General features: G+C 56.5%; 21 protein-coding genes. 16 read left to right on the top strand and 5 right to left on the bottom strand.

The window, feature by feature from the left end; translation table 11 throughout:
• Positions 1 to 3: 3 nt before the first annotated feature.
• Both OH144_RS14525 and OH144_RS14520 read left to right on the top strand, forming a co-directional pair.
• Complete coding sequence (locus tag OH144_RS14525) at positions 4 to 771, top strand: ABC transporter permease subunit (protein ID WP_266202999.1); 768 nt, start codon at positions 4 to 6, stop codon at positions 769 to 771.
• An 889-nt stretch (positions 772 to 1,660) separates the two neighbouring features.
• The gene (locus tag OH144_RS14520; protein WP_266202998.1) at positions 1,661 to 3,481 is read left to right on the top strand and encodes a cytochrome c oxidase subunit I; all 1,821 of its coding nucleotides are present in this window, start codon (positions 1,661 to 1,663) and stop codon (positions 3,479 to 3,481) included.
• Between the two features lie 86 nt (positions 3,482 to 3,567).
• Here OH144_RS14520 and OH144_RS14515 read toward each other — a convergent pair whose 3' ends face one another.
• Complete coding sequence (locus OH144_RS14515) at positions 3,568 to 4,767, bottom strand: proline dehydrogenase family protein (RefSeq protein ID WP_266202997.1); 1,200 nt, start codon at positions 4,765 to 4,767, stop codon at positions 3,568 to 3,570.
• A 322-nt stretch (positions 4,768 to 5,089) separates the two neighbouring features.
• On the opposite strand from OH144_RS14515, the gene OH144_RS14510 reads away from it, so the two are divergent.
• The 3 genes from OH144_RS14510 to OH144_RS14500 are packed head-to-tail and all read left to right on the top strand — an operon-like array spanning position 5,090 to position 7,542.
• Entirely contained in the window at positions 5,090 to 5,713 is a 624-nt protein-coding gene (locus OH144_RS14510) for a thioredoxin family protein (RefSeq protein ID WP_266202996.1), read from the top strand.
• 51 nt (positions 5,714 to 5,764) lie between these two features.
• On the top strand, positions 5,765 to 6,205 hold the full coding sequence (locus OH144_RS14505) for a hypothetical protein (RefSeq protein WP_266202995.1): 441 nt from the start codon (positions 5,765 to 5,767) through the stop codon (positions 6,203 to 6,205).
• Complete coding sequence (locus OH144_RS14500) at positions 6,202 to 7,542, top strand: hypothetical protein (RefSeq protein WP_266202994.1); 1,341 nt, start codon at positions 6,202 to 6,204, stop codon at positions 7,540 to 7,542. Before OH144_RS14505 ends, OH144_RS14500 begins: the two co-directional genes overlap by 4 nt.
• A 34-nt stretch (positions 7,543 to 7,576) precedes the next feature.
• Here the strand turns inward: OH144_RS14500 and OH144_RS14495 are convergent, their stop codons facing one another.
• From OH144_RS14495 to OH144_RS14485, 3 genes are all read right to left on the bottom strand, one after another.
• The gene (locus tag OH144_RS14495; RefSeq protein ID WP_266202992.1) at positions 7,577 to 7,822 is read right to left on the bottom strand and encodes a hypothetical protein; all 246 of its coding nucleotides are present in this window, start codon (positions 7,820 to 7,822) and stop codon (positions 7,577 to 7,579) included.
• A 177-nt stretch (positions 7,823 to 7,999) separates the two neighbouring features.
• Positions 8,000 to 8,395 (bottom strand): group III truncated hemoglobin, encoded by a 396-nt coding sequence (locus tag OH144_RS14490; protein WP_266202990.1) that lies wholly within the window; start codon positions 8,393 to 8,395, stop codon positions 8,000 to 8,002.
• 136 nt (positions 8,396 to 8,531) lie between these two features.
• Positions 8,532 to 11,819: a vitamin B12-dependent ribonucleotide reductase gene (locus tag OH144_RS14485; protein ID WP_266202988.1), complete on the bottom strand. Its 3,288-nt coding sequence runs from the start codon at positions 11,817 to 11,819 to the stop codon at positions 8,532 to 8,534.
• 361 nt (positions 11,820 to 12,180) lie between these two features.
• Between OH144_RS14485 and ric the strand changes: the two genes are divergently transcribed.
• The 11 genes from ric (at position 12,181) to OH144_RS14430 (ending at position 20,997) form a co-directional block, all read left to right on the top strand.
• Positions 12,181 to 13,140, top strand: coding sequence for an iron-sulfur cluster repair di-iron protein (ric, locus tag OH144_RS14480; protein WP_266202986.1), 960 nt, complete (start codon positions 12,181 to 12,183; stop codon positions 13,138 to 13,140).
• A 123-nt stretch (positions 13,141 to 13,263) separates the two neighbouring features.
• On the top strand, positions 13,264 to 13,767 hold the full coding sequence (locus OH144_RS14475) for a hemerythrin domain-containing protein (RefSeq protein WP_266202984.1): 504 nt from the start codon (positions 13,264 to 13,266) through the stop codon (positions 13,765 to 13,767).
• 2 nt (positions 13,768 to 13,769) lie between these two features.
• The gene (locus OH144_RS14470; RefSeq protein ID WP_266202982.1) at positions 13,770 to 14,612 is read left to right on the top strand and encodes a DUF2249 domain-containing protein; all 843 of its coding nucleotides are present in this window, start codon (positions 13,770 to 13,772) and stop codon (positions 14,610 to 14,612) included.
• Between the two features lie 74 nt (positions 14,613 to 14,686).
• A complete protein-coding gene (locus OH144_RS14465) occupies positions 14,687 to 15,997 on the top strand; it encodes a cytochrome C oxidase subunit I (RefSeq protein ID WP_266202980.1) in 1,311 nt (436 codons plus the stop codon).
• Positions 15,975 to 16,301 (top strand): metal-sulfur cluster assembly factor, encoded by a 327-nt coding sequence (locus OH144_RS14460; protein WP_266202978.1) that lies wholly within the window; start codon positions 15,975 to 15,977, stop codon positions 16,299 to 16,301. The genes OH144_RS14465 and OH144_RS14460 overlap by 23 nt, the downstream gene beginning before the upstream one ends.
• A 42-nt stretch (positions 16,302 to 16,343) precedes the next feature.
• Entirely contained in the window at positions 16,344 to 16,811 is a 468-nt protein-coding gene (locus OH144_RS14455; protein WP_266202977.1) for an RrF2 family transcriptional regulator, read from the top strand.
• Positions 16,812 to 16,958: 147 nt separating this feature from the next.
• The gene (gene nadA / locus OH144_RS14450) at positions 16,959 to 18,005 is read left to right on the top strand and encodes a quinolinate synthase NadA (RefSeq protein ID WP_266202976.1); all 1,047 of its coding nucleotides are present in this window, start codon (positions 16,959 to 16,961) and stop codon (positions 18,003 to 18,005) included.
• A gap of 2 nt (positions 18,006 to 18,007) precedes the next feature.
• The gene (gene nadB, locus OH144_RS14445) at positions 18,008 to 19,540 is read left to right on the top strand and encodes an L-aspartate oxidase (RefSeq protein ID WP_266202975.1); all 1,533 of its coding nucleotides are present in this window, start codon (positions 18,008 to 18,010) and stop codon (positions 19,538 to 19,540) included.
• A gap of 165 nt (positions 19,541 to 19,705) precedes the next feature.
• The gene (locus OH144_RS14440) at positions 19,706 to 20,083 is read left to right on the top strand and encodes a hypothetical protein (RefSeq protein WP_266202973.1); all 378 of its coding nucleotides are present in this window, start codon (positions 19,706 to 19,708) and stop codon (positions 20,081 to 20,083) included.
• A gap of 147 nt (positions 20,084 to 20,230) precedes the next feature.
• On the top strand, positions 20,231 to 20,461 hold the full coding sequence (locus tag OH144_RS14435) for a hypothetical protein (protein WP_266202972.1): 231 nt from the start codon (positions 20,231 to 20,233) through the stop codon (positions 20,459 to 20,461).
• 38 nt (positions 20,462 to 20,499) lie between these two features.
• On the top strand, positions 20,500 to 20,997 hold the full coding sequence (locus OH144_RS14430) for a DUF4112 domain-containing protein (RefSeq protein WP_266202970.1): 498 nt from the start codon (positions 20,500 to 20,502) through the stop codon (positions 20,995 to 20,997).
• On the opposite strand, the gene uvsE is transcribed toward OH144_RS14430, so the two are convergent.
• Entirely contained in the window at positions 20,986 to 21,885 is a 900-nt protein-coding gene (gene uvsE, locus OH144_RS14425; RefSeq protein ID WP_266202969.1) for a UV DNA damage repair endonuclease UvsE, read from the bottom strand. The genes OH144_RS14430 and uvsE overlap by 12 nt on opposite strands.
• Positions 21,886 to 21,922: the final 37 nt, after the last annotated feature.

The raw sequence follows: 21,922 nt of genomic DNA, 5'->3' as shown, positions 1-21,922 counted from the left end.
GCCATGAACAAAATTCTCAAATACGTTTTCTACGATATCATCCGCAACAAAATAGTACTGGCTTACATGTTGTTCTTGCTGCTGCTCTCCATCGGGTTGTTTAACCTGGGCGGCAGTCCCGACAAAGCCATACTTAGCCTCCTGAACCTGGTGCTGCTGACGGTGCCGCTCATCAGCATTGTGTTCGCCACCACGCACTTCTACAACTCTTACGAGTTCATGGAGCTGCTCGTGGCACAGCCCATCAACCGCAAAAAGATCTTCCTGAGCGAGTACCTGGGCGTGGCCTGCTCGCTCTCCGGGGCCTTTTTGCTGGGCGTGGGCGTGCCGGTGCTGCTGTTTGGGGCCAGCCTCACCGGTTTATACTTGGTGCTCACGGGTGTGTTCATCACGTTTATTTTTGTGGCGATGGCGTTCCTGGCCTCGGTCATCACCCGCGACAAAGCCAAAGGCATTGGTATTGCGCTGATGCTGTGGTTTTACTTTGCCCTGATCTATGACGGCCTTGTGCTGTTTATCCTTTACACTTTCGGCGACTACCCGCTGGAGCATGCCACGCTGGTGATGACGGCCCTTAACCCGGTGGACCTGGGCCGCATTATCGTGTTGCTGAACCTGGATGTGTCGGCGCTGATGGGCTACACCGGGGCGCTGTACAAAAGTATACTGGGCAGTTTGTGGGGGGTAGGTCTGGCCTTTGGCCTGCTGTTGCTATGGGTCGTGGTACCTTTCCTGAGCTCCAGAAGAATTTTCTCCAGGCGGGATCTATAGTATAAAGTGCCTGCCCCGGCGGGTGTTTCGCATTGGTGTTTTGTGATTTTAGCGCGTAGGGCAGCTGCCCTACGCGTTTTTTTGTCTATTTATACTTTGCGGTACATGGTTTAACTGCCCCTGCCCCTCACGGAGCGAGTCCGGGAGCCGAGACTTAGCTTTTTCGAGGGCCCCTACCCCCAGGCGGGGAGCCTGTAATTATATAGGTTGCATAGCTGCTGCCGTTGCGTGGACAGGTCGCGACCTGTCCCTACAAGTATAAACCCACCCCTGAGAGCTACGCTCGCTAGCTCAAAACTCACGTTTTGGCTAGTCCGGAGGAGGGGAATTGCACAGCAAGCGACTACATCCCCCTGCCCCCTTCCAAGGGGGACTTGGTTCAAGTTGCAAAGCAGCGGCTATCGAACTGATACCCAGTCCTTGGGTTGAGCGCCTTCTAGATTTCTGGTGCCCGCCAAGGGCATTGCGACGTAGGAGCAAAGGAAATGTAGACAGCGCGATGCCAAAGGACGCGGCCCCCCGGCCTGGAGGGAGCCAAAGTATACTATGAAACGAGCAGGTTGTAAAGCCGTGGATGAGCAGCAGCTAGCAAGTATAGCTTGTTTCCAGTTTCGGGAAGCAGTGGCTAAGAGAGGCACAAGCGGACCCTTGCGCCAAGTAAGTGGAAAGTATAAAGTATAGCACCAAAAGTATAAACCGGTAAATATCCGTAGCTATACCTGCAGTAGCCATAAAATTCTCGTGATGAGTACTAATATCAAACATTACCCCCGAAAAATACATCTTTTCCTTGCTAAATTCAGTATGTATGGGTTAGCGGCCACCGCACTGTAAGCTGCTGCTCTTTAAATCGTTAAAGGGCTTTTGTGTCATCTAACCTTTCCAGCCTATGGCCACCACCGACATTACCACCAGCGGGGTGCATCCTGTACACGAGGAGCACGAGCATCATGAGCAGAACTTTTTTGAGAAATACATCTTTAGCCAAGATCATAAGGTAATTGCCAAGCAGTACCTGTTCATGGGTATTTTCTGGGCATTTGTTGGCGGCTTTTTATCGATCCTTTTCCGATTGCAGCTGGGCTGGCCGGAGGCCACGTTCACCTTCCTGGAGCCCATCCTGGGCGGCTGGATCGAGAATGGCAAGTTGAACCCGGAGTTCTACCTGGCCCTGGTGACCATGCACGGTACCATCATGGTATTCTTTGTGCTGACGGCGGGCCTGAGCGGCACGTTCAGTAACTTCCTGATCCCGCTGCAGGTGGGAGCCCGTGACATGGCCTCTGGCTTTATGAACATGCTCTCGTTCTGGATCTTCTTCATCGCCAGCGTTATCATGTTCTGGTCGCTCTTCATCGAGACAGGCCCTGCTGCCGGTGGCTGGACGGTGTATCCGCCGTTAAGTGCGCTGCCTGAGGCTATCCAAGGCTCCGCAGCTGGTATGACGATGTGGCTGATCTCTATGGCCCTGTTTATTGCATCGCAGTTGCTGGGTGGCATCAACTATATCACGACCGTGATTAACCTGCGTACAAAAGGTATGTCGATGACTAAAATGCCCCTTACCATATGGGCGTTTTTTTTTACTGCTGTTCTAGGCCTACTGGCCTTCCCGGTGCTGCTTTCTGCAGCGTTGCTGCTCATCTTCGACCGTAGCTTCGGCACCAGCTTCTTCCTTTCCGACATCTACATCGCAGGACAGGCACTGGCCAACTCAGGCGGTAGCCCGATCCTGTTCCAGCACCTGTTCTGGTTCCTGGGCCACCCGGAGGTGTACATCGTGATCATGCCTGCTTTCGGTATCACCTCTGAGGTTATTGCCACAAACGCACGTAAGCCCATCTTCGGCTACCGCGCCATGATCGGCTCGCTTATGGGCATCGCCGTGCTCTCGTTCGTGGTATGGGGGCACCACATGTTCGTGACAGGGATGAACCCGTTCCTGGGCTCGGTGTTCATGTTCCTGACGCTGATCATTGCCGTACCATCCGCTGTGAAGGTGTTTAACTGGCTGGCCACGCTCTGGAGAGGTAACATACGCTTTACAACGGCAATGATGTTTGCCATCGGATTCGTTTCGCTCTTCATCTCCGGTGGTCTGACGGGCATCATCCTGGGTAACTCTGCCCTGGACATCCAGTTGCACGACACCTACTTTGTGGTGGCCCACTTCCACCTGGTGATGGGTGCTGCCGCCTTCTTCGGCATGTTTGCAGGCGTTTACCACTGGTTCCCGAAGATGTTTGGCCGCATGATGGATGAGAAGCTGGGCTTCGTTCACTTCTGGCTCACCTTTCTGGCGGTTTACCTGGTGTTCATGCCAATGCACTACATCGGCATCGCCGGCTTCCCAAGAAGATACTACAACTGGACAGGATTTGAGACGTTCAACATCTTCACGGATATGAACACATTCATCAGTATTGCCGCTATCATGGGCCTTACGGCGCAGTTCATCTTCCTGTTCAACTTCATCTACAGCATTTTTTGGGGGCGCCGGTCATCTCCTAACCCATGGCACTCCAACACACTGGAGTGGACCACGCCGGTACTACCGGGACATGGCAACTGGCCGGGGCCGCTTCCCACTGTATACCGCTGGCCCTACGATTACAGCAAGCCGGGTGCGCCGGAGGATTATATCCCGCAAACAGTGCCGTACTCGCAAACGGCCTCGTCGAACCTGCCCCACGATAAGGACACTGACTAAGTTATAAGTAATAAGAACACAAGCCGGCCAAAGTATACTTTTATATTTTGGCCGGCTTGTGTTAAAGGGTTTTTATACTTTGGAACCTAGAGCTTACGCCTGCGCATTTCCTTTTGCAGCAATGCCAGCTCGCGGCCCATCTGCCCGGCAATGGAGGTGTTTTCCTCCGCTCGCCGGATAAGGTAAGGCACGGCGGTGGCCACCTCGCCATAGGGCAGGTATTTGGAGGCGTTGTAACCGGCGGCAGCCAGGTTGTAGGTCAGGTTGTCGCTCATGCCGTAGAGCTGCGAGAAATGTATGCGGCTGCGGTGGCTGCTAATGCGCTCCCGCTGTATTCGCTCGGTGAGGTACGTAATACTCTGCTCGTTGTGGGTGGCGGCGCAGAGTTCCACGCGGTGCAGGTTCTCCAGGCAAATGTCGATGGCGTCATTAAAGCTTTTGTCCGTGTCCGCTTTCCGTAGGAACACGGGGCAGGGGTAGTCCTGCGCTTTTGCCCGCAGCTGCTCCTTCTCCAGGTAGGCGCCCCGCACGATCTTGATTCCAAGTATAACAGGCTCGCTTTCGAAGCGGCGCAGGCAGGCCTTCAGGTAAGCCACCCGGTCGGTGCGGTACATTTGCAGCGTGTTAAAGACCACGGCCCGCTCTTGGTTGTAGCGGCGCATCATCTCCTCGGCCAGTTCATCCATCGGGTTTTGCAGCCAGCTTTCCTCAGCATCAATGTACACGGTCACGTCAGCCGCCGCCGCCGCCTGGCAAATCGTATCTAGGCGTGTGGCTGTTCTTTCAAAAGCGCCCTGCTCGTCAGGCGACAGGGTTCGCCTCAGGTGCAGTTTGTTGAAGATGCTGTTGTGGCCGATGCCCGTCAGTTTCACGCTGATGTGGGAGAAGCTCCTGGTGTCGCGGGCCAGGGCAAGGTTACGCAGCACCTCATCCCGCACGGCGTCAAAACCGGCCTCCGTGTTCTGGGCCTCGGCGGCATAGTCCAGCACGGTCTGCACGTGCGCGGCCGACAGCCGCTGCACGGCCTTCTGTGTCTCCTGCACGGTTTCGCCGCCACAGAAATGCTTGTATATCGTGTTTCGTATCAGTCCCTTTATCGGCAGGCCGAGGCGCAGCGCCAGGGTAGTTACCGCACCACCGGCCTTTACGAGGGCGGGCTTGCCCATCATGCTGAACAGGAAGTAGGCCAGCTTCATTTCGCTGTCTGTTTTATTGCAGAAGGTTACCTGCAGGTTCTCCGGGTCGAAACGCCCGGGTAAGAGTTGGGTGGCAGCAGCTTGCTCCATAATATTAAAAGTTAAATCGTTCTTAATCCCAGACTTTAGGTACTACTGTGTCAGTTCGCCTCCCGGGTAAGCTTTGCTGACGAGAAGACGGCCCTGCCGCACGCTGTCGTACGGAGCCAGCAGCCTCAAGTTTGGTAGAAAGGTAGGCAAAGAAATACGGCAGGCGGATGAGGTTGGTCAGCTGCAGAAGTGACTTGCGTCACTTTCAACCAATGGCCCGAGATAGCCGGGCACAGGGATGGACGTAAAGCGTCAGGAGTGATGAATATCATTTTATGCGGGAGGATTTTAGCCTACGTTTGTATTGTCAAATAATAGCCTTATGAACACCCTAACCATAGCCAGGCAGGAACTGGTAAACCCCATGACGTACCCGGAATTTAAGGCGCTTACAGACGAGCTGGTGGCCCGCAACAAGACCACAGGCGAAGAGCAGAGCGAGCAGCGGATCGGCTTTACCAAACTGAACCAGCAGCGTATGAAGCGCGTGGAAAAACAGTTCGTCCTGCAGCCCGAGCTGAAAGCGTTGCTGGACCAGCACCAGCGCCACCTGGAGTGGCTGGTGCTGGTGGAGGCCTGGTGCGGCGACGGCGCCCAGCTTTTGCCTGCCATTGCGGCCATAGCCGGGGAGGCCCCCAGCGTAACGCTGACCGTTTTGCTGCGCGACGAGAACCCGGGCCTGATGGATACCTGCCTCACCAACGGAAGCCGCGCCATCCCGAAACTAATTTGTGTGGATGCGGAAACTGGCGAGCGCCTGTTTACCTGGGGCCCACGGCCAACCGCCATCCAACAGCAGGTAAGGCAGCTGAAAGCCGACAAACCGGACGTGAGCCATGACGAGCTGGTGCAGCAGGTACAGCTGTGGTACGCCAAAGACCGCAGCCAGTCGCTGCAGCAGGACCTGGTGCAGCTGCTGCAGGAGGCCCTGGCCCTGAACGTATAAAGCAGTAAATTATACTTTGCTTGCTGATGTATCCACCTTAACCTTTGTACCATGAAATACGCTTTTATACTTGTGGCTGTGGCGGGCATGCTGTTTTCCTGCTCGCACAGCCACCGCGACCAGGCCAGCCACAGTAAAGCACACGCCACGCTCCCCGCCCTTGCCCTGAATGGCGGGGAGCGCTGGCAGGCCGATGAGCCCACCAACGCCAACCTGCGGCAGCTCCAGCAACTGATGGAGGACTACCTGAACCAACCTGAGGCAGACTCTATAGATGCCATTCATGAGCTGGGGCGCAGCATGCAGCTTGGTTTCCAGGAAGTATTTAAGGAGTGCCGCATGCAGGGCGCCGAGCACGACATGCTGCACGCCTACCTGATGCCGATGCTGAAGGATGTAAAGGCCCTTGAGACGGACAACCCGGCCACGGCGCTTGCCGCCCGCCACCGCCTGGCCGAAAGGCTGGGTGAGTATCAGACATACTTTAAATGATGCCCCAAACCGGAGGAGAAATAGCGGGAGCAAGTATAAACCGGTGGCGGCTTCCGCTACTGTCGGCTTTGCTGAGTCTGGTGGTGATTGCCCTGCTGGGCCTGCTGCTGCGCGGGATGCTGGTGGTCCCAATGACAGGGCTCAACTACAAGTACCTGCTGCATGCCCACTCGCATGCGGCGCTGCTGGGCTGGCTGTACCCGGCGCTTTTTATCGCTTTGCTGCATGCTTACGTGCCCCCGGAGGTGCGCTGCCAGAAAGTATACTTCCGGCAGTTTTGGCTGGCGCAGGCGGCGGTGCTGGGTATGCTGCTTAGTTTCCCGGTGCAGGGCTACGGCGCAGTTTCCATCACGTTCTCCACGGCGCACATCCTGCTGAGCTACTGGTTTATACTTCGTTTCCTGAAAGATGCCAAAGCAGCGCGTGTTAGCCAGGGAGTACACAGGCTGTCATTCAAGTTTGTAAAGGCGTCCCTGTCTTTCCTGGCCCTCTCGTCGCTGGGGCCGTGGGCGATGGGGCCGATCATGGCCACAGGGCACAGCGGCTCGGAGCTCTACTACAACGCCATCTACTTTTACCTCCACTTCCTCTACAACGGCTGGTTTACGTTCGCGGTGCTGGGGCTACTGTTCTGGTTGCTCGAGAAGTATGAGATCGGCTTTAGCCAAAAGTATGGCCTGCTTTTTTTCAGGCTGATGTTCTGGGCCTGTCTGCCGGCTTACCTGCTCTCGGTGCTCTGGATTAAGCCCGATGCTATGGTATACTTGGTAGGAGGGCTGGCCGCGCTGGTGCAGGTGCTGGCGCTGGGTCTGCTGGTGCGGGGGCTGTGGCCGGTGCGCAGGCAGCTCGATACCTTGTTCCCGGGCTGGGGCAGGGGTATGCTGATACTTGCCGCGCTGGCGTTTATACTGAAGACGCTGATGCAGTTCTCCACCGCCTTCCCCTACATGGCCGACCTGGCTTATAACCTGCGCTTCTTCATTATTGGGTACCTGCACCTGGTGCTCATCGGGTTTGTGAGCTTCTTTACACTTGCTTTTTTCGCGCAGCGGGGTTGGGTGAGCTTTGAGCCAGGTATAAGCCGCTGGGGCATGGGCCTGTTCATACTTGCCTTTATAGGCAGTGAGGCACTCCTTTTTGGGCAGGGACTATTCCTGTGGCTGGGGCTGGGCGCTGTGCCAAACTACAATGAGCTGCTTTTCGGGGTAAGCATCCTTTTACCGTCAGGCATCGGGCTGTTCTTCCTTTCCCAACTTCGGCAAAAGCCCCATCTCGCCCCGCTCCAGGCAATTGAGGATGTGGGTAGCCAGGCTGCAACGACAGCAGCACGCGGCTAGGTGATCGCAGCAGCGCAGCAAGTATAAACTGCTTTTACAGCATACTGATTCCGAAGCTAACCAGGAGCGCTATTTTGAGCACCTCGGCACCCATGTAGTAGAAATGAAGCACCGACTTGGGGAGTTCTGCCCCTGAGATAGCCAGCGCAGCCCGCTTGTTCATGGCGGGTAACAGCCAGGCGGGCAGCAGCAGCAACGGGATGTAGAGCAAGTATGAATTGCTGCCGCCCAGGCCACCTCCCGGGAAAAGCAACAGGAAAGAAGCCAGGCCAAGACCCACTCCACGCTGTTTAATGCCTTAAAGACCAGGCGGCCAATACTCAGGCTAATAGGGAAAGTTACGCCCGGCGCCCGGAACTTCAGCCAGGCCTCCATAAAACTGATGGCGCTCACGAATCCCACCCACACAAAGGGGATGGGGATCACACAGGATTCGTAATGCAGGTGCAGGTATGGTTTACAGAATCGACCTGCCGCTGTGTTGCTTGTAGTACTCGATCTTGGAGGCAAACATATCGGCCATTTTCTGTGCGCGCCATTTCGCCTCCTCTGCCTTTTCGCCGGAAAACAGTTCGTCCAACGTGGCATAGAAGATCGAGATCCATCTGTCGAAGTGCTCGGCACCCACAGGCAGCGTGATGTGCTTTGCGCCGGGGCTGCCCTGGTAGGTAAGTTCCTCCAGCAGCACCGTTTGCCAGAAGCGGTACATGATGTCGAGGTGGCGCGCCCAGCGGTCCTGTATCCGCTCGTCGAAGATCGGCCCCAGCAGCGCATCAGCCCGCACGCGGGTATAAAAGGTGTCTACCAGCAGCTTCACGTCATCCAGGGTAAGAATGTCTTGTTTTTGCGTCATCGTATAAAGTTAACGTATAAAAATCGTTTGAAGCAGGATTGGCGGGATGCTCCAGCCTGGCTCTTTCCTAAAAACAGGGGCGAGCAATTAAAAAGTGCCCCCTCCTGTTTCTAGGAGGGGGTGGGGAAGGTAATACCTAGCTGCAACCGAGGCTATTGCCGCAGTTGAGGCATTTGTAGCAGGTGCCGGAGCGGATGGTGATGTGGCCGCAGACGTTGCAGGCCGGCGCGTCGCCCATCATGTTGGCGAGCACCTGCTGCGTTTGTTCCATCAGCACGGTCCGGCTCTGGGATACTACCTTGTAGCTTTTACCATTGCTGGCCGGTGCTGCTACCGGGGGCTCACTTACAGTTTGGGGCAGTGCCTCAGCAGCCATGATCTCCCGCTCTTCCGGCTTCACATGCACCAGGTCGGTGCGGTTGAGATATTCGTAGCCCAGCAGCCGGAACACGTAGTCGAACACCGAGGTGGCCGATTTGATGTTGGGGTGCTCTACGCGGCCGGCCGGCTCGAAGCGGGTAAAGGTAAAGCGGTTCACGAACTCCTCCAGCGGCACGCCATACTGCAACCCCAGCGACACCGAGATGGCAAAGCAGTTGAGGATGGATCGGAACGAGGCGCCCTCCTTATACATGTCGATAAACAGCTCCCCCAGCGAGCCATCGGGGTACTCTCCGGTTCGCACGTACACGGTATGGCCGTCAATCTTGGCTTTTTGCGTGAAACCGGTGCGCTTGTCAGGCATTTTGCGGCGCTCCACCATGCGCGCCAGCTCTTGCCGGAAAACTTCGTTGGCAGAATCGGCCAGGATGGATTGGGCTGCCTGCAGCACCTGCTCGGCGTTATACTTCTCGTCGGCGGATACAGGGGCGCTCGTCTCCTCAGGCTCACCCTTCTCCTCCGTTTGGCTGCTTTTGGAGGTAAGCGGCTGCGAGAGCTTGCTGCCGTCGCGGTAAAGAGAGCAGGCCTTCAGCCCCAGCTCCCACGACAGCTCGTAGCAGCGGGCCACGTCCTCCACGCTCACCTCGTTTGGCAGGTTGATGGTTTTGGAGATAGCCCCGGAGATAAAGGACTGCACGGCCGCCATCATGTAAATATGGCCCTCGGCCTTGATAAAGCGCGTGCCCTTGTTGCCGCAGCGGTTGGCGCAGTCGAACACCGGGTAATGCTCCGGCTTCAGGAAAGGGGCGCCCTCCACGGTCATGGTGCCGCACACGTAGCTGTTGGCTTCGTCTATCTGCCGGGCCGTGAAGCCAAGCGCCTGCAGCAGGTTAAACTGCGGATGGTTATACTTTGCCGACGTATAGCCCAACCTTTCCAGACAATCCGCCCCCAAGGTGTACACACTGAACAGCGAGGCCACATCGTAGGCTTTCGGCAGGGCCGCCTCCAATTGCGCGACCTCCTCCGGCAGGAAGCCTTTTTTCAGCAAGGTCTCCGGGTTGATGTGCGGGGCACCGGCAAAGGTGCCGTGGCCTTTGGCGTAATTCACGATCGCTTCGCGCTGCTCCAACGTATAGCCCAGCTTCTGCAGCGCCACTGGTATGGATTGGTTGATGATCTTGAAATAACCGCCCCCGGACAGCTTTTTATACTTTACCAGCGCGTAGTCGGGCTCCACGCCGGTGGTGTCGCAGTCCATCAGCAGGCCAATGGTGCCGGTAGGCGCGATCACGGTGGCCTGCGCGTTGCGGTAGCCGTACTTCTCGCCCTGCGCCAGGGCCTCGTCCCAGGCGTGCTGCGCAGCCTGTAGCAGGTGTGGCGGGCAAAGCTGCTGGTTCAGCCCAACAGGTTTTATACTTAGGTTTTCATACTTGCCGGCTTCATTATAGCTGGCGTGGCGGTGGTTGCGGATCACGCGCAGCATACTTTCCTTGTTCTGCTCATACTTGGCAAAGGCACCCAGTACGGCGGCCATCTCGGCGGAAGTCTTATAGGCAACGCCCGTCATCAGAGAAGTGATGCCGGCGGCCATGGCACGGGCGGCGTCGCTGTCGTAAGGCAGGCCCTGTACCATCAGCAAAGCGCCCAGGTTGGCATAACCCAGCCCGATGGTGCGGTAGTCGTAGGAGCGCTGCGCCACAACCTCGGAGGGGAACTGCGCCATCAGCACCGAAATCTCCAGCACCACCGTCCAGAGGCGACAGGCGTGGGCAAAGGCGGCCACGTCAAACTCCTGCTTTTCGGTATCAAAAAAGCGCATCAGGTTCAGCGAGGCCAGGTTGCAGGCGGTATTGTCGAGGAACATGTACTCCGAGCAGGGGTTGGAGCCCTGGATCTTTCCCTCGGCCGGGGAGGTGTGCCACTCGTTGATGGTGGTGTCAAACTGCACGCCCGGGTCGGCGCAGGCCCAGGCAGCCTCGGCCACTTGCCGCCACAGCTGGCGTGCAGGTATGGATTTGAGGACGCTTCCGTCGGTGCGGGCGGTCAGGTGCCAGTCTGCGTTTTTATCCAACGCAGCGAAAAAGGAGTTGGGCACGCGTACCGAGTTGTTGGAATTCTGGCCCGACACGGTCTGGTACGCCTCGCCCTCGTAATCGGAGGCGTAGCCGCCGGCAATCAGCGCTGCCACCTTTTTCTCCTCGTCCTTTTTCCAGTTGATGAACTCCTCTATCTCCGGGTGGTCCAGGTCCAGGCTTACCATTTTGGCTGCCCGGCGTGTGGTACCGCCCGACTTGATGGCCCCGGCCGCGCGGTCGCTCACCTTCAGGAATGACATCAGGCCTGAGGAGCTGCCGCCACCGGATAGCGGCTCATTTTTACCCCGGATGCTGGAGAAGTTCGTGCCCACGCCCGAGCCATACTTGAAAATGCGCGCCTCCTGCACCAGCAGGTCCATAATGCCGCCTTTCTGGGCCAGGTCGTCCTCCACCGAAAGTATAAAGCAGGCATGCGGCTGCGGGTGCTCAAACGCCGAGTCCGACTCGCGCAGCTCGCCGGTGGCTGGGTCCACGTAAAAGTGGCCCTGCGCTTTTCCTGCTATCCCATAAGAGGCATAGAGGCCCGTGTTAAACCACTGCGGCGAGTTGGGCGCGGTGTACTGGCCCAGCAGCATGTATACCAGCTCATCATAGAACACCTGTGCATCGTCCTGCTTTCTAAAGTAGCCATACTTCAGGCCCCACTGCTGCCAGCAGTTTACCAGGCGGTGCACCACCTGCTTCACCGACTTCTCGGAGCCGGTGCTGCCATCGGGTTGCGGCACGCCGGCGCGGCGCAGGTATTTCTGGGCCAGGATGTCGGTGGCTATCTGCGACCATTGCGCCGGTACTTCCACGCCCTGCAGCTCGGCCACCACATCGCCGGATGGGTTACGGATAGTGGAGGAGCGGAGCTCGTAGTCGAACTGCTCGTAGGCGCTTTGGCCTTGCTTGGTGAAGTGGCGGGAGAAAGGGAGGCCGGTGCCTGTGGCTGGTTTTTTCATTTGAATATCTGCTGTTTAAGGGTAAAAGGATATATCTATATAGGGATAAGAATGCTAAGCTAAAGGTTACTGCAAGGCGAAAGGATGAGCAAGGTCACCGGTGAATATGACTTCGGTCATTTTCATCGGCTGCCCATAAGGGTATACTTGTACATGCTTTCAAAATAGCTGTAAGCCATGCTTGCAAGGGTTAATTTGAGGTAGCCGCTTAAAAGACGAGCGTTTTTTGAACCCGGGGTAAAGGTAATACGAAAATAAAATAATAAAATACCTTTAACTCTTTTATTTCTGAAAACCGTCTTCTACCTTTACAGCGGTGATTGATTAGAAACCCAAGAGAAACCCAAAAAAATTTACCACAATGGCAATGACACAAACAATAGAAACACTGGACGTAACCGTACTGGAGCCACGCATGAAGCATCCAACCATTTTTCAGTGGTTTGATAACCTGAAAGGGGGAGAGGCCTTCATCATTCACAACGACCACGACCCGAAGCCGCTGTACTACCAGCTGCTGGGCGAGCGCGGCAACGTGTTTAAGTGGGAGTACCTGGAGCAGGGTCCGGAGGTATGGGAGGTACGGATCTCCAAGCTGACGCCGGAGGAAGGAGAGACCGTGGGCGAGCTGGTGGCCAAAGACTTCCGTAAGGCGCAGGTGTTCAAGAAGTATGGCATCGACTTCTGCTGCGGCGGTAAGAAATCCGTGAAGCAGGTGTGCGCCGAGAAGGGCATCAGCCAGGATGAGCTGGAGGCAGAGCTGCTGGCCATGGATGAGGCCGAGAAGGCGCGCGAAGCAGAGTATGATAAGTGGGACCTGGGCTTTCTGGCCGACTACATCGTGAACATGCACCATACCTACGTGCGGGAGTCCATCCCCGCCCTCTATGAGTACACCACCAAGATTGCCCGCGTGCACGGCAGCCGCCACCCGGAGCTGCTGGAGGTGGTAAAACACTTCACCAACGTGGCCAACGAGCTGGAGGCCCACCTGCCGAAGGAGGAGCGTGTGCTGTTCCCATACATCAAGCAGCTGGAAGAAGCCAAGAAGAATGGCGTGAAGCTGGATACGGCGGCTTTCGGTTCTGTTCAGAACCCGATCAATATGATGGAAATGGAGCACGAGAACGCCGGCTCTGAGCTGGAAAAGATCCGTGAGCTGACCAATGGCTATACCTTGCCTGCCGATGCCTGCGCTACCTACACGGTTGCTTTCAAGAAGCTGAAGGAATTCGAGGATGACCTCTTCCGCCACATCCACCTGGAGAACAATATCCTGTTTCCGAAGGCGATTGAGATGGAGAAGGAAGTGTTGAAATAATTAGAGGTTTCACCTCCCCCAACCCCCTCCTAAAAACAGGAGGGGGCACTTTCCTAAACACCCTCCCCTGTTTTTAGGGGAGGGCCGGGGAGGGGTCCTGCAATAACTAATAATACCACGATCATGAAAAAGACGATGGCACCCCAGAAAAGGGACAAAAGCCTGGTTCCGCTGTCACGGGAGCACCACTTTGGGCTGCTGTTTTGTTGGAAGCTGCGCCAGGGGCTGAAGAACGGGACGGACCTGGAGGTGATGCGCACTTACGTGCTTTACTTCTGGAACAACATCCTCAGGGAGCACTGCCAGGAGGAAGAGTGGCTGCTGGAGAGGCTGCTGCCCCACGACGATACGCAACGGGCAAGACTGCAGGAGGAGCACCGCCTGATTCAGGCACTCGTGGAGTTGATAGAGCAGGGTAGCCGCATGAACAGGGACCTGTTTAAAGTGCTGGAGCAGGACCTGGTAGATCACATCCGCTGGGAAGAACGCGACCTGTTCCCCTACCTGCAGGCCGTGGCGCATTCGGATGACCTGGAGCTGGCCGGGCAGCTGCTGAGCCACAAGCACGACCCGCGCGTGGACACGTTTACACCGGAATTCTGGATAAATAAAGCCGGGAAAGAATAGCCATGCAGATAGCAGCCAACACCAAGATATCAGCCCTGATAAAAGAGAACCCGGCTGCCATTGAAGCCATTGCCAGTATAAACCGGCATTTCGAGAAGCTGCGCAATCCGCTGCTGCGCAAGGTGCTGGCCTCCAGGGTAACCATTGCGGATGCCGCCCGCATCGGAGGCTGCGACGTGGAGCGTTTTTATGACAAACTGAGGCCGCTGGGCTTTGCCGTAAGCGAGGAGACAACAAACAAAGGCATGAAAGTGACACCCCCCATACCCGCTACTACCGAAATGCCGGCTTTCCTGGCTCAGCTGCCCGAAGAGCGCCTGCTGCAGCTGGACGTGCGCGCGGATATCGCCTCCGGCAGCGACCCGTTTCGGAAGATAATGGACGCCGTGGATGGAATAGACGAAAACAACGCGCTGCAGATCATCAACACGTTTGAGCCCACACCGCTCATCGCTATCCTTCAAAAGAAAGGCTACGACTACTTTACCGATACAAAGTCGGCAGACTTGATTTATACTTATTTCTGGCTCGGGAACGCAGCTGAGGCTACGGCAGGGGAAAGTATAAAGCCTGCCGGAAACAACTTTGAGGAGGCCCTGGCCGGGTTTGCCGGCAAGGTGAAACGCGTGGATGTGCGCCACCTCGAAATGCCGCAGCCCATGATCACCATTTTGGGCGAGCTGGAAAATCTGCCGGCCGACGAGGCGCTGTATGTGGTGCACAAGCGGGTGCCGCAGTTCCTATTGCCGCAGCTGCAGGAGCGTGGTTGTAAGGTGGCCATAAACGAAGTCGGACCGAACGAAGTATACTTGCTTATTTCCAGAGCGCTGGAAAGAGATGCTTAGGATTTGCACGGCTTCAGGAAGTCTTTTGTCCCTTTGTCGATAGTTCTTTTGTCAATTTTAATAGAATGTAAGCCATGAGCGCTGCCACTACATCTAACTCGCCAGGAAAATGGGTTGTGCTGCCGCACTACGCGTTTGCCGCCCTGGCATTTGTGGCCCTGAGCGTGCTGCTGCTTTTCTCCACCGATGCCTTTGGCGGCCATTATTTCCATCCCAAACTGCTCACGCTGACACATGTGGCGGCGCTGGGCTGGGCGACCATGCTCATCTTCGGGGCGCTGTACCAACTGCTGCCGGTGGTGCTGGAGTGTAGGCTGTACTCTGAGAAACTGGCCGTAGCCGCCTTCGCCTTCCTGGGCGTGGGGTCCATCCTCCTGGCCTGGGCCTTCTGGAACTTTGAGCTGGGCTGGGTGCTGCACGTGGCGGCCTGCAGCCTGGTCATCGCCTTTATACTTTTTAACATCAACGTGGCGCAAACCGCCCGCAAGGCCCCCAAATGGACCGTGGAGTCCGACTTTATCGTTACCTCGGCTATCTGGCTGCTGGTAACCGGGCTGGTGGGGCTGCTGATGGCGGTGAACTTCACGACGCCCTTCCTGCCGGTGGAGCACACGCACTACCTCCAGCTGCACGCCCACATCGGTATGGCCGGCTGGTTTCTGCTGCTCATCATCGGGGTGGGGGCCAAACTGATCCCGATGTTTCTGCTGGCGCACCACGAGGACACTAAAAAACTTAACTGGTCCTACAACCTCATTAACGCGGGGCTGGTCCTCTTTATCATCGATCACCTGCTCTTTCATACATTGCTGCTGCCGGTATATGCGGCGTTGGTGGTGGCTGGCGTGGCGCTCTTCCTTTTATACTTGCGAGAGGCCGCCAAAACCCGCCAGCGCCAGGACATTGACCTGGGCATGAAGCAGACCTTTGTGGCACTGGCCCTGCTTTTGCTGCCGCTTATACTGGTGCAGGTGGTGAGCTCGAGGCTGGCGCTTCCGCAGGCGCTGCTATCATCCGTCTACCTGGTCTATGGTATCTCGGTCTTCCTGGGGTTCATCTCCGCGCTCATACTGGGGCAAACCTTTAAAACACTGCCCTTCATTGTATGGATGCACGCGTACGAGGATTATGTGGGCCGCTTTAAAACGCCGCTCCCCAAAGATATTTACAGCCATGCCCTGCTGCGTTGGCAAAACATCAGCTACCTGCTCGGGTTTATACTTTTAGTGGCGGGTGTGCTGCTCGGCAACGAGCAGGTGATACTTGCCGGGGCCATCGGTTTTACCATTACCTCCCTGCTGTACACGGCCAACGTGTTCCATCTGCTGCTGCATAAAGCTCACGATTTAAAACCTTTTACCTATGGAAACACAAAAGCTGCCTGAGGATTTCGACCTGGAGGTATACGAAGCCCTGAAATATATCATCGACCCTGAAGTGGGCATCAACATCGTGGACCTGGGACTGGTGTACGAGGTGAGCCTGACGGAGGAGGGTGTACTGGCCGTAGATCTGACGCTGACCACGCCGGGTTGCCCCATGAGCGGCACCATCTTAACGGCCACCGAGCAGATCCTTTTAAAGCGTTTTCCGAGCCTCGATGTAAAAGTAAACCTGGTGTGGTCGCCGCCGTGGAGCACCGAGATGATCACCGAGGAAGGCATGCGGCAGCTGGAGGCAAAATCGTAACTTGCGGCCAGGTTAGCGTCAGACGAACAGAGAGATTAAGAAATGCTACTATCAAAGACAACAGAGTATGCCCTGCGCGCCATTGTGTACATCGCCCTGAACGATGCACAGGGGCTTAAAGTGGGGATAAAAGACATTGCCAAGGAGCTGGAGCTGCCGGCGCACTTTATGGGCAAGATCCTGCAGGACCTGGTTCGGAAAGGCGTTATCGCCTCGACGAAAGGCCCCGGAGGCGGGTTCTTCCTGCACAGGCCGGCCAGCGAGATCAGCATATTGGAAGTGGTGCGCACTATTGATGGCCTGGAGGCTTTCAGGAAGTGCGGCATGGGCATGAAGGAGTGTTCCGATACGCACCCCTGCCCGCTGCACGACGACATAAAGGCCTACCGCGAGCAGCTGCTGCAGGTGTTCAGCTCCAAAACCATCCAAACGCTGGTAAATGGTATCAACTCCGGCGAGTACTTTATCACCAACATACAGGAAGTGGAAAACCAGAGCCAGAAACCTTAGGTTGAATGAACAGCAGGATTCGGTTTGAGTCTGCTGTTCTGCGGTCCTTTCCATGTCATAGCAGCTTATAAAGCTTCATCTTTTCGTCTAATAGATAACACCGGTTCAGGAGCGTTTTATACTTCCTGAGCCTCAACAATCTTTGTCATGCTAACTACCCAAACCCGAGGCGCGTTCCTGGAGAAACTCAGCGCCATGAATCCTGGTGCCTTTTCTGAACGGCAGGAGGCCGAACTGCTGGCTGCCGTGGAGGAGATCCGCGAACTGAAGCGCCAGAAAAATGCTGTTATACTTTCGCACTTTTACATGCCCGCTGAGCTGCAGGTAGCGCACACGGACGGCGGCATCGCCGACTTCGTGGGCGACTCGCTGGGCCTGAGTGTGGCTGCCAAAAGCGTGGAGGCGGATCACATCATCTTCTGCGGCGTGAAGTTTATGGCCGAGACCGCCAAGGTGCTGAACCCTGTGAAGCAGGTGTTGCTGCCCAGCTTCGATGCCGGCTGCTCGCTGGCTGAAAGTATAACCGGAGCCGATGTGCGCAAGCTGAAAGAACAGTATCCGGGTGTGCCGGTGGTAGCTTACATCAACACCTACGCCGAGACCAAGGCCGAGGCCGACATCTGCTGCACCTCCCGCAACGCCCTGGACATTGCCCGCTCGCTGGGCGGCGACAGGCTCATCTTTTTGCCCGACCTGTTCATGGGCCGCAACCTGCAAACCAGGATAAAAGCCGAGACCGGCAAGGAGCTTATACTTTGGGAAGGCAAGTGCGAGGTGCACGAGCAGTTCACGCCGCAGCGCATTAATGGACTGAAGCTGATGTACCCCGAGGCGCAGGTGCTGGTGCATTGGGAGGTGCCCGACAATACCGTGGCCGATGCGCTGACCGGTGCCGGCGGCGTGGTAGGCAGCACCTCCGACATCATCCGGTTTGTGGGCGAGAGTAAAACGCGCCAGTTTATACTTGGCTCGGAGTGCGATCTGGGCGCCACGCTGCGCGGCATGTACCCTGAGAAAGAGTTCATCGTTCCCTGCATCAAGTGTCCGCACATGAAGCAGATAACCATTCAGCGTACGTTAGAGGCGCTGCGCTCCATCGGCACAGAAAAAGAGGTGCTGTTCGAGGTAACGCTGGAGGAGGAGATCAGCCGCCGCGCCCTGGCACCGATCGAGCGGATGCTGGCCTTTGCGTAACAATGCTATACTTCGATTACATAGTGCTGGGCAGCGGCATAGCGGGTTTAACCTTTGCCCTGCAGGCGGCCGCACATGGCCGCGTAGCCGTGGTCTGCAAAGCGTCCCTATCCGAAACGAATACCATGTACGCGCAGGGCGGCATTGCTGCGGTGCTGAGCGAAATGGATTCGTTCGAGCAGCACGTGCAGGATACACTGGTTGCCGGAGCGGGCCTGTGTGACGAGGCGGCCGTGCGGTTTATGGTGGAGCGGGCGCCCGAAAGTATAAACTGGCTGCAGCAGCAGGGTGTTTGCTTTGATGGGCATGAAGACAAAAGTATAGCCCTGGGGCTGGAAGGCGGCCACTGCCAGCACCGGATCGTGCATGTAAAAGATCACACCGGCCTAAGCGTGCAGCAGGTGCTGGGCAAGGCCGCCCGGCAACATGCAAACGTCTCTGTGCTGGAGCACCACGTGGCCTTCGAGCTGCTCATGCAGCATAATGCCTGCCAGGGTGTGCAGCTGCTGGACCTGAAGGCCAAAGAAGCCAAAACCGTGCTTGCCAAAGCTGTTGTACTGGCTACGGGGGGCTCCGGACAGATCTACCAGCACACCACCAACCCCTCCATCGCCACCGGCGACGGGCTGGCCATGGCGTACAGAGCAGGGGCTGAGATCAGCAACATGGAGTTCTTCCAGTTCCACCCGACGGCGCTCTACAACCCTGCCTCCAAAGATACTTTCCTGATCAGTGAGGCGCTGCGGGGGGCGGGGGCGGAGCTGGTGCTGCCGGATGGTACGCCGTTTATGCACCGTTACCACCCGCAGGGCTCGCTGGCGCCGCGCGATGTGGTGGCGCGTGCCGTTTACCACGAAATGCAGCAGCATAGCTCGCCCTGCCTCTACCTGGATGCGCGCCAGTTGCCGGAAGGACATGTGCAGCGGCATTTCCCGCTCATCTATAACACGTGTAAAAGGATAGGCATCCTGGCTGAGCGAGACCTTATACCGGTGGTGCCTGCCGCGCATTACCAGTGCGGCGGTGTGGCGGTAGACCTGCATGGGCAAACATCGGTGCCGGGTCTGTATGCCGTGGGGGAGGTGGCCTGCACCGGCGTGCATGGGGCCAACCGGCTGGCCAGCAACTCGCTGCTGGAGGGCGTGGTGTTTGGCAAGGCCGCGGCTGCGCATGCGGTAGCGCAAAAGTATGAGCAGCCGGAAAGTATAACGGCTCCGGAGCTTACCTGCCAGGCGGCTGTGCCACCTGTCTTAGCAAGTATAAAAGAGGAACTGCGGCGCCTGATGTGGGAGAAAGCAGGCATTGAGCGCACTTACGAAAATCTGCTGCAGGCGAAGGAGCAGGTCGAGCAGCTGAGGCTGAAGCTGCAGGAGTGTGCGGCGGCAGGCTCTCCACCTCCGGTAGGGGAGCTGGAGAACCTGCTCACGGTGGCTGCTATCACCATAAACGCCTGCCTGGGCAGAAAGCAGAGCATTGGGGGCCATTACCTTGTGCAGAAACCGGTGCCGGCCGAGGGGCTTGAAATATCTTGGTAAAAATAAAGTTATAATAGTTATATTGATGCGTTACGCCAATTTTCCAGCCGGTTGGTGGGTATATAGGCGCCTTGTGCCTCAGATTAGGAATTGAGTAAAATATTGCTGTATATTAGCAGCGGCTACACTGCCTGTAGTCTCAGATAATTCCTAAAATCAAATTTGATGAAGTATACTTTTGTAAAAGTACTGATGGTGCTGCTGGCAGTGGTTACCATGTCTTCGTGCCATATATCCCGTAAGAAGACGGACAAGAACGGAAAAGTAGTGGTGGTGAGTAAGAGCAAATCTGCTACCCGTAAGGACAACGGCCTGCACAAGGGCTGGTACAAAAATCCGAACAACCCGCATCACCCCAATACTACGAATCCTGGCCATACCAAGCATAAGGGTAACGGCAAAGGCAATACCACCGTGGTAGTAGTAAAAGGCCATAACGCTACAGCCACAAAGGCGAAACCGGGCGCAAAGGGAGGCCAGGGCGGCAAAGGCGCTAAGGCCAAAGGAGGAAACCAAGGCAAAGGTAACAAGGGAAAGAATTAGACAACCGTTACTCCATCCGGTAAAAAGGAGCAGCAGAAACTGTCATAAAGGTTTCTGCTGCTCCTTTTTACGTTAACAAATCGCACTTTTTTAGCAGGATTAAACGTTTAAGGAATAGGCTATCCCTCTAAACTTAACCCTGCTCCTATGGTCAGAGTATTTGCGATGGCGCTGCTGTTGGCAGGCAGCGTTTTTTACAGTGTTCCGGCAGAGGCTTCTGCGGCAGGTGGCCCGGGGCTGAAGAAGCTCTTTCATAAGAAGGGTAAAGCCGGAAAAGCGTTCAAGAAGAATAAGAAGAACACCAAATATTACCACGCCGCAGCCAAAAAGCAGCGTAGGGCCCAGTGGCAGCAGCAGCGCCACCCCATGGTGCCATAGCCGCGTACCTTTGCCTGCCTGGCACCGTATAAGCGCGTATGGCAACAGAAAACACGCACTACACCCGCACCCCGCGCTCCGAGAAGCTGAAGTGGGTAGACCACATCGCTTACCTGATGGACAACCAGTTCCGGTTTCCGGGCACGAACTTCCGTTTCGGTTTAGATCCTATCCTGGGCCTGTTGCCCTTCGCCGGCGATATTGCCTCTTTTGGCGTATCGGCTGTGCTTATACTTACCATGGCGCGCCACGGGGCCAGCGGCAAGCTGGTAGCCCTGATGATGCTCAACATCGGGCTGGATGTGCTCATTGGCAGCATTCCTATCCTTGGCAATATCTTCGATTTCGCCTTTAAGGCCAATGAGCGCAACGTGCGCCTGCTGCGCCGCCACTACGAGGAAGGCAAGTACCAGGGCAGCGGCAAGGGTATTATTATCAGCGTACTGATCGGGCTGGTTTTGCTGGCGGTGTTGCTGGTTTGGGTGCTCTGGCAGGTAGCTGAGTGGCTCTGGCAGCTGGTGGCCTCATACTTCTAAACGACCCAGGCTTCGGGCCATAGCACGGGCTTTCAGGGCGCTTTCCTGCTTGTCCTTTATTTCCAGCATAATGTCCATGTCCAGCCCTTCTGTCTCGGCCAGGAAATCGTGAAAAAGTTGCTCCTCTATACTTTGCACGTGCTTGCCGCGCCGCTCGTTGGGGGCCTGTGAGCTGTAGTCCACCATCAGGATGCCGTCTTTTTCGGGTTGCCAGGTGGTAGCGGCCATCTGCACCGCCTCGCGCATCGGCTCGCCGTTGTTCACGCACTCGTGGTGCAGGTTATCGAAGATCACAGGCATGCCCGTTAGCTCGTGCAGCTGCAGGCAGTCCTGCAGGGTGTAGGTACGGTCGTCGTTCTCCACGCAGAGACGGGCCTTCACGGCATCGGGCAGCAGGGTGTGGTATACTTCAGTAAAGCGTTGTATCGCGGAGGGCTTATCGCCGTAGGCGCCGCCGCCGTGTATCTGCAGCTTGGCGGTGGTGTCCAGTTCCATCAAATCCAGTATACTTCCCTGGTACACCAGCTCGGCTATGCTGTTGCGCACGGTCTTCTCGTTGGGCGAGTTGAGCACCACAAACTGGTCAGGGTGCATGGAGATGCGCATGTGGTTGTTCTTGATGTAGCTGCCCAGCCGCCGGAAGGTCATCTTAAAATGCTCCTGCCAGTTATATTGGTTTACCTCGTGGGAGGCGAAGGGCACCAGGTCGGAGGTGAGGCGGAAGAACAGCAGCCCGTGCTGCACGTTGTACTCCAGGATGCGGCGGAGGCAGGCCAGATTCTGCTCCACCGTCTCGATCAGGCGCTCCTCAGAATAGGAGGCCAGCCGGAAAGTACGGGAAGAGCGGCAATCGAGCGCCTCGTTGATGCAGGGATATCCGATTTTCATGGTGTCAGGGAAACGTATACTCTGAACCTACGAAGCG

The organism is Pontibacter kalidii, from assembly GCF_026278245.1.
GTDB lineage: Bacteria > Bacteroidota > Bacteroidia > Cytophagales > Hymenobacteraceae > Pontibacter > Pontibacter kalidii.
This window is presented reverse-complemented; position numbering and strand designations above follow the sequence as displayed.

Excerpts from the sequence above, each read along its gene's own strand:
- OH144_RS14510 (WP_266202996.1), top strand. The coding sequence starts at position 5,090 with ATGAACACCCTAACCATAGCCAGGCAGGAACTGGTAAACCCCATGACG.
- OH144_RS14435 (WP_266202972.1), top strand. The coding sequence starts at position 20,231 with ATGGTCAGAGTATTTGCGATGGCGCTGCTGTTGGCAGGCAGCGTTTTT.
- OH144_RS14440 (WP_266202973.1), top strand. The coding sequence starts at position 19,706 with ATGAAGTATACTTTTGTAAAAGTACTGATGGTGCTGCTGGCAGTGGTT.
- nadA (WP_266202976.1), top strand. The coding sequence starts at position 16,959 with ATGCTAACTACCCAAACCCGAGGCGCGTTCCTGGAGAAACTCAGCGCC.
- ric (WP_266202986.1), top strand. The coding sequence starts at position 12,181 with ATGGCAATGACACAAACAATAGAAACACTGGACGTAACCGTACTGGAG.
- OH144_RS14520 (WP_266202998.1), top strand. The coding sequence starts at position 1,661 with ATGGCCACCACCGACATTACCACCAGCGGGGTGCATCCTGTACACGAG.
- nadB (WP_266202975.1), top strand. The coding sequence starts at position 18,008 with ATGCTATACTTCGATTACATAGTGCTGGGCAGCGGCATAGCGGGTTTA.
- OH144_RS14465 (WP_266202980.1), top strand. The coding sequence starts at position 14,687 with ATGAGCGCTGCCACTACATCTAACTCGCCAGGAAAATGGGTTGTGCTG.
- OH144_RS14525 (WP_266202999.1), top strand. The coding sequence starts at position 4 with ATGAACAAAATTCTCAAATACGTTTTCTACGATATCATCCGCAACAAA.
- uvsE (WP_266202969.1), bottom strand. The coding sequence starts at position 21,885 with ATGAAAATCGGATATCCCTGCATCAACGAGGCGCTCGATTGCCGCTCT.
- OH144_RS14470 (WP_266202982.1), top strand. The coding sequence starts at position 13,770 with ATGCAGATAGCAGCCAACACCAAGATATCAGCCCTGATAAAAGAGAAC.
- OH144_RS14430 (WP_266202970.1), top strand. The coding sequence starts at position 20,500 with ATGGCAACAGAAAACACGCACTACACCCGCACCCCGCGCTCCGAGAAG.
- OH144_RS14475 (WP_266202984.1), top strand. The coding sequence starts at position 13,264 with ATGAAAAAGACGATGGCACCCCAGAAAAGGGACAAAAGCCTGGTTCCG.
- OH144_RS14490 (WP_266202990.1), bottom strand. The coding sequence starts at position 8,395 with ATGACGCAAAAACAAGACATTCTTACCCTGGATGACGTGAAGCTGCTG.
- OH144_RS14485 (WP_266202988.1), bottom strand. The coding sequence starts at position 11,819 with ATGAAAAAACCAGCCACAGGCACCGGCCTCCCTTTCTCCCGCCACTTC.
- OH144_RS14500 (WP_266202994.1), top strand. The coding sequence starts at position 6,202 with ATGATGCCCCAAACCGGAGGAGAAATAGCGGGAGCAAGTATAAACCGG.
- OH144_RS14455 (WP_266202977.1), top strand. The coding sequence starts at position 16,344 with ATGCTACTATCAAAGACAACAGAGTATGCCCTGCGCGCCATTGTGTAC.
- OH144_RS14515 (WP_266202997.1), bottom strand. The coding sequence starts at position 4,767 with ATGGAGCAAGCTGCTGCCACCCAACTCTTACCCGGGCGTTTCGACCCG.
- OH144_RS14460 (WP_266202978.1), top strand. The coding sequence starts at position 15,975 with ATGGAAACACAAAAGCTGCCTGAGGATTTCGACCTGGAGGTATACGAA.
- OH144_RS14505 (WP_266202995.1), top strand. The coding sequence starts at position 5,765 with ATGAAATACGCTTTTATACTTGTGGCTGTGGCGGGCATGCTGTTTTCC.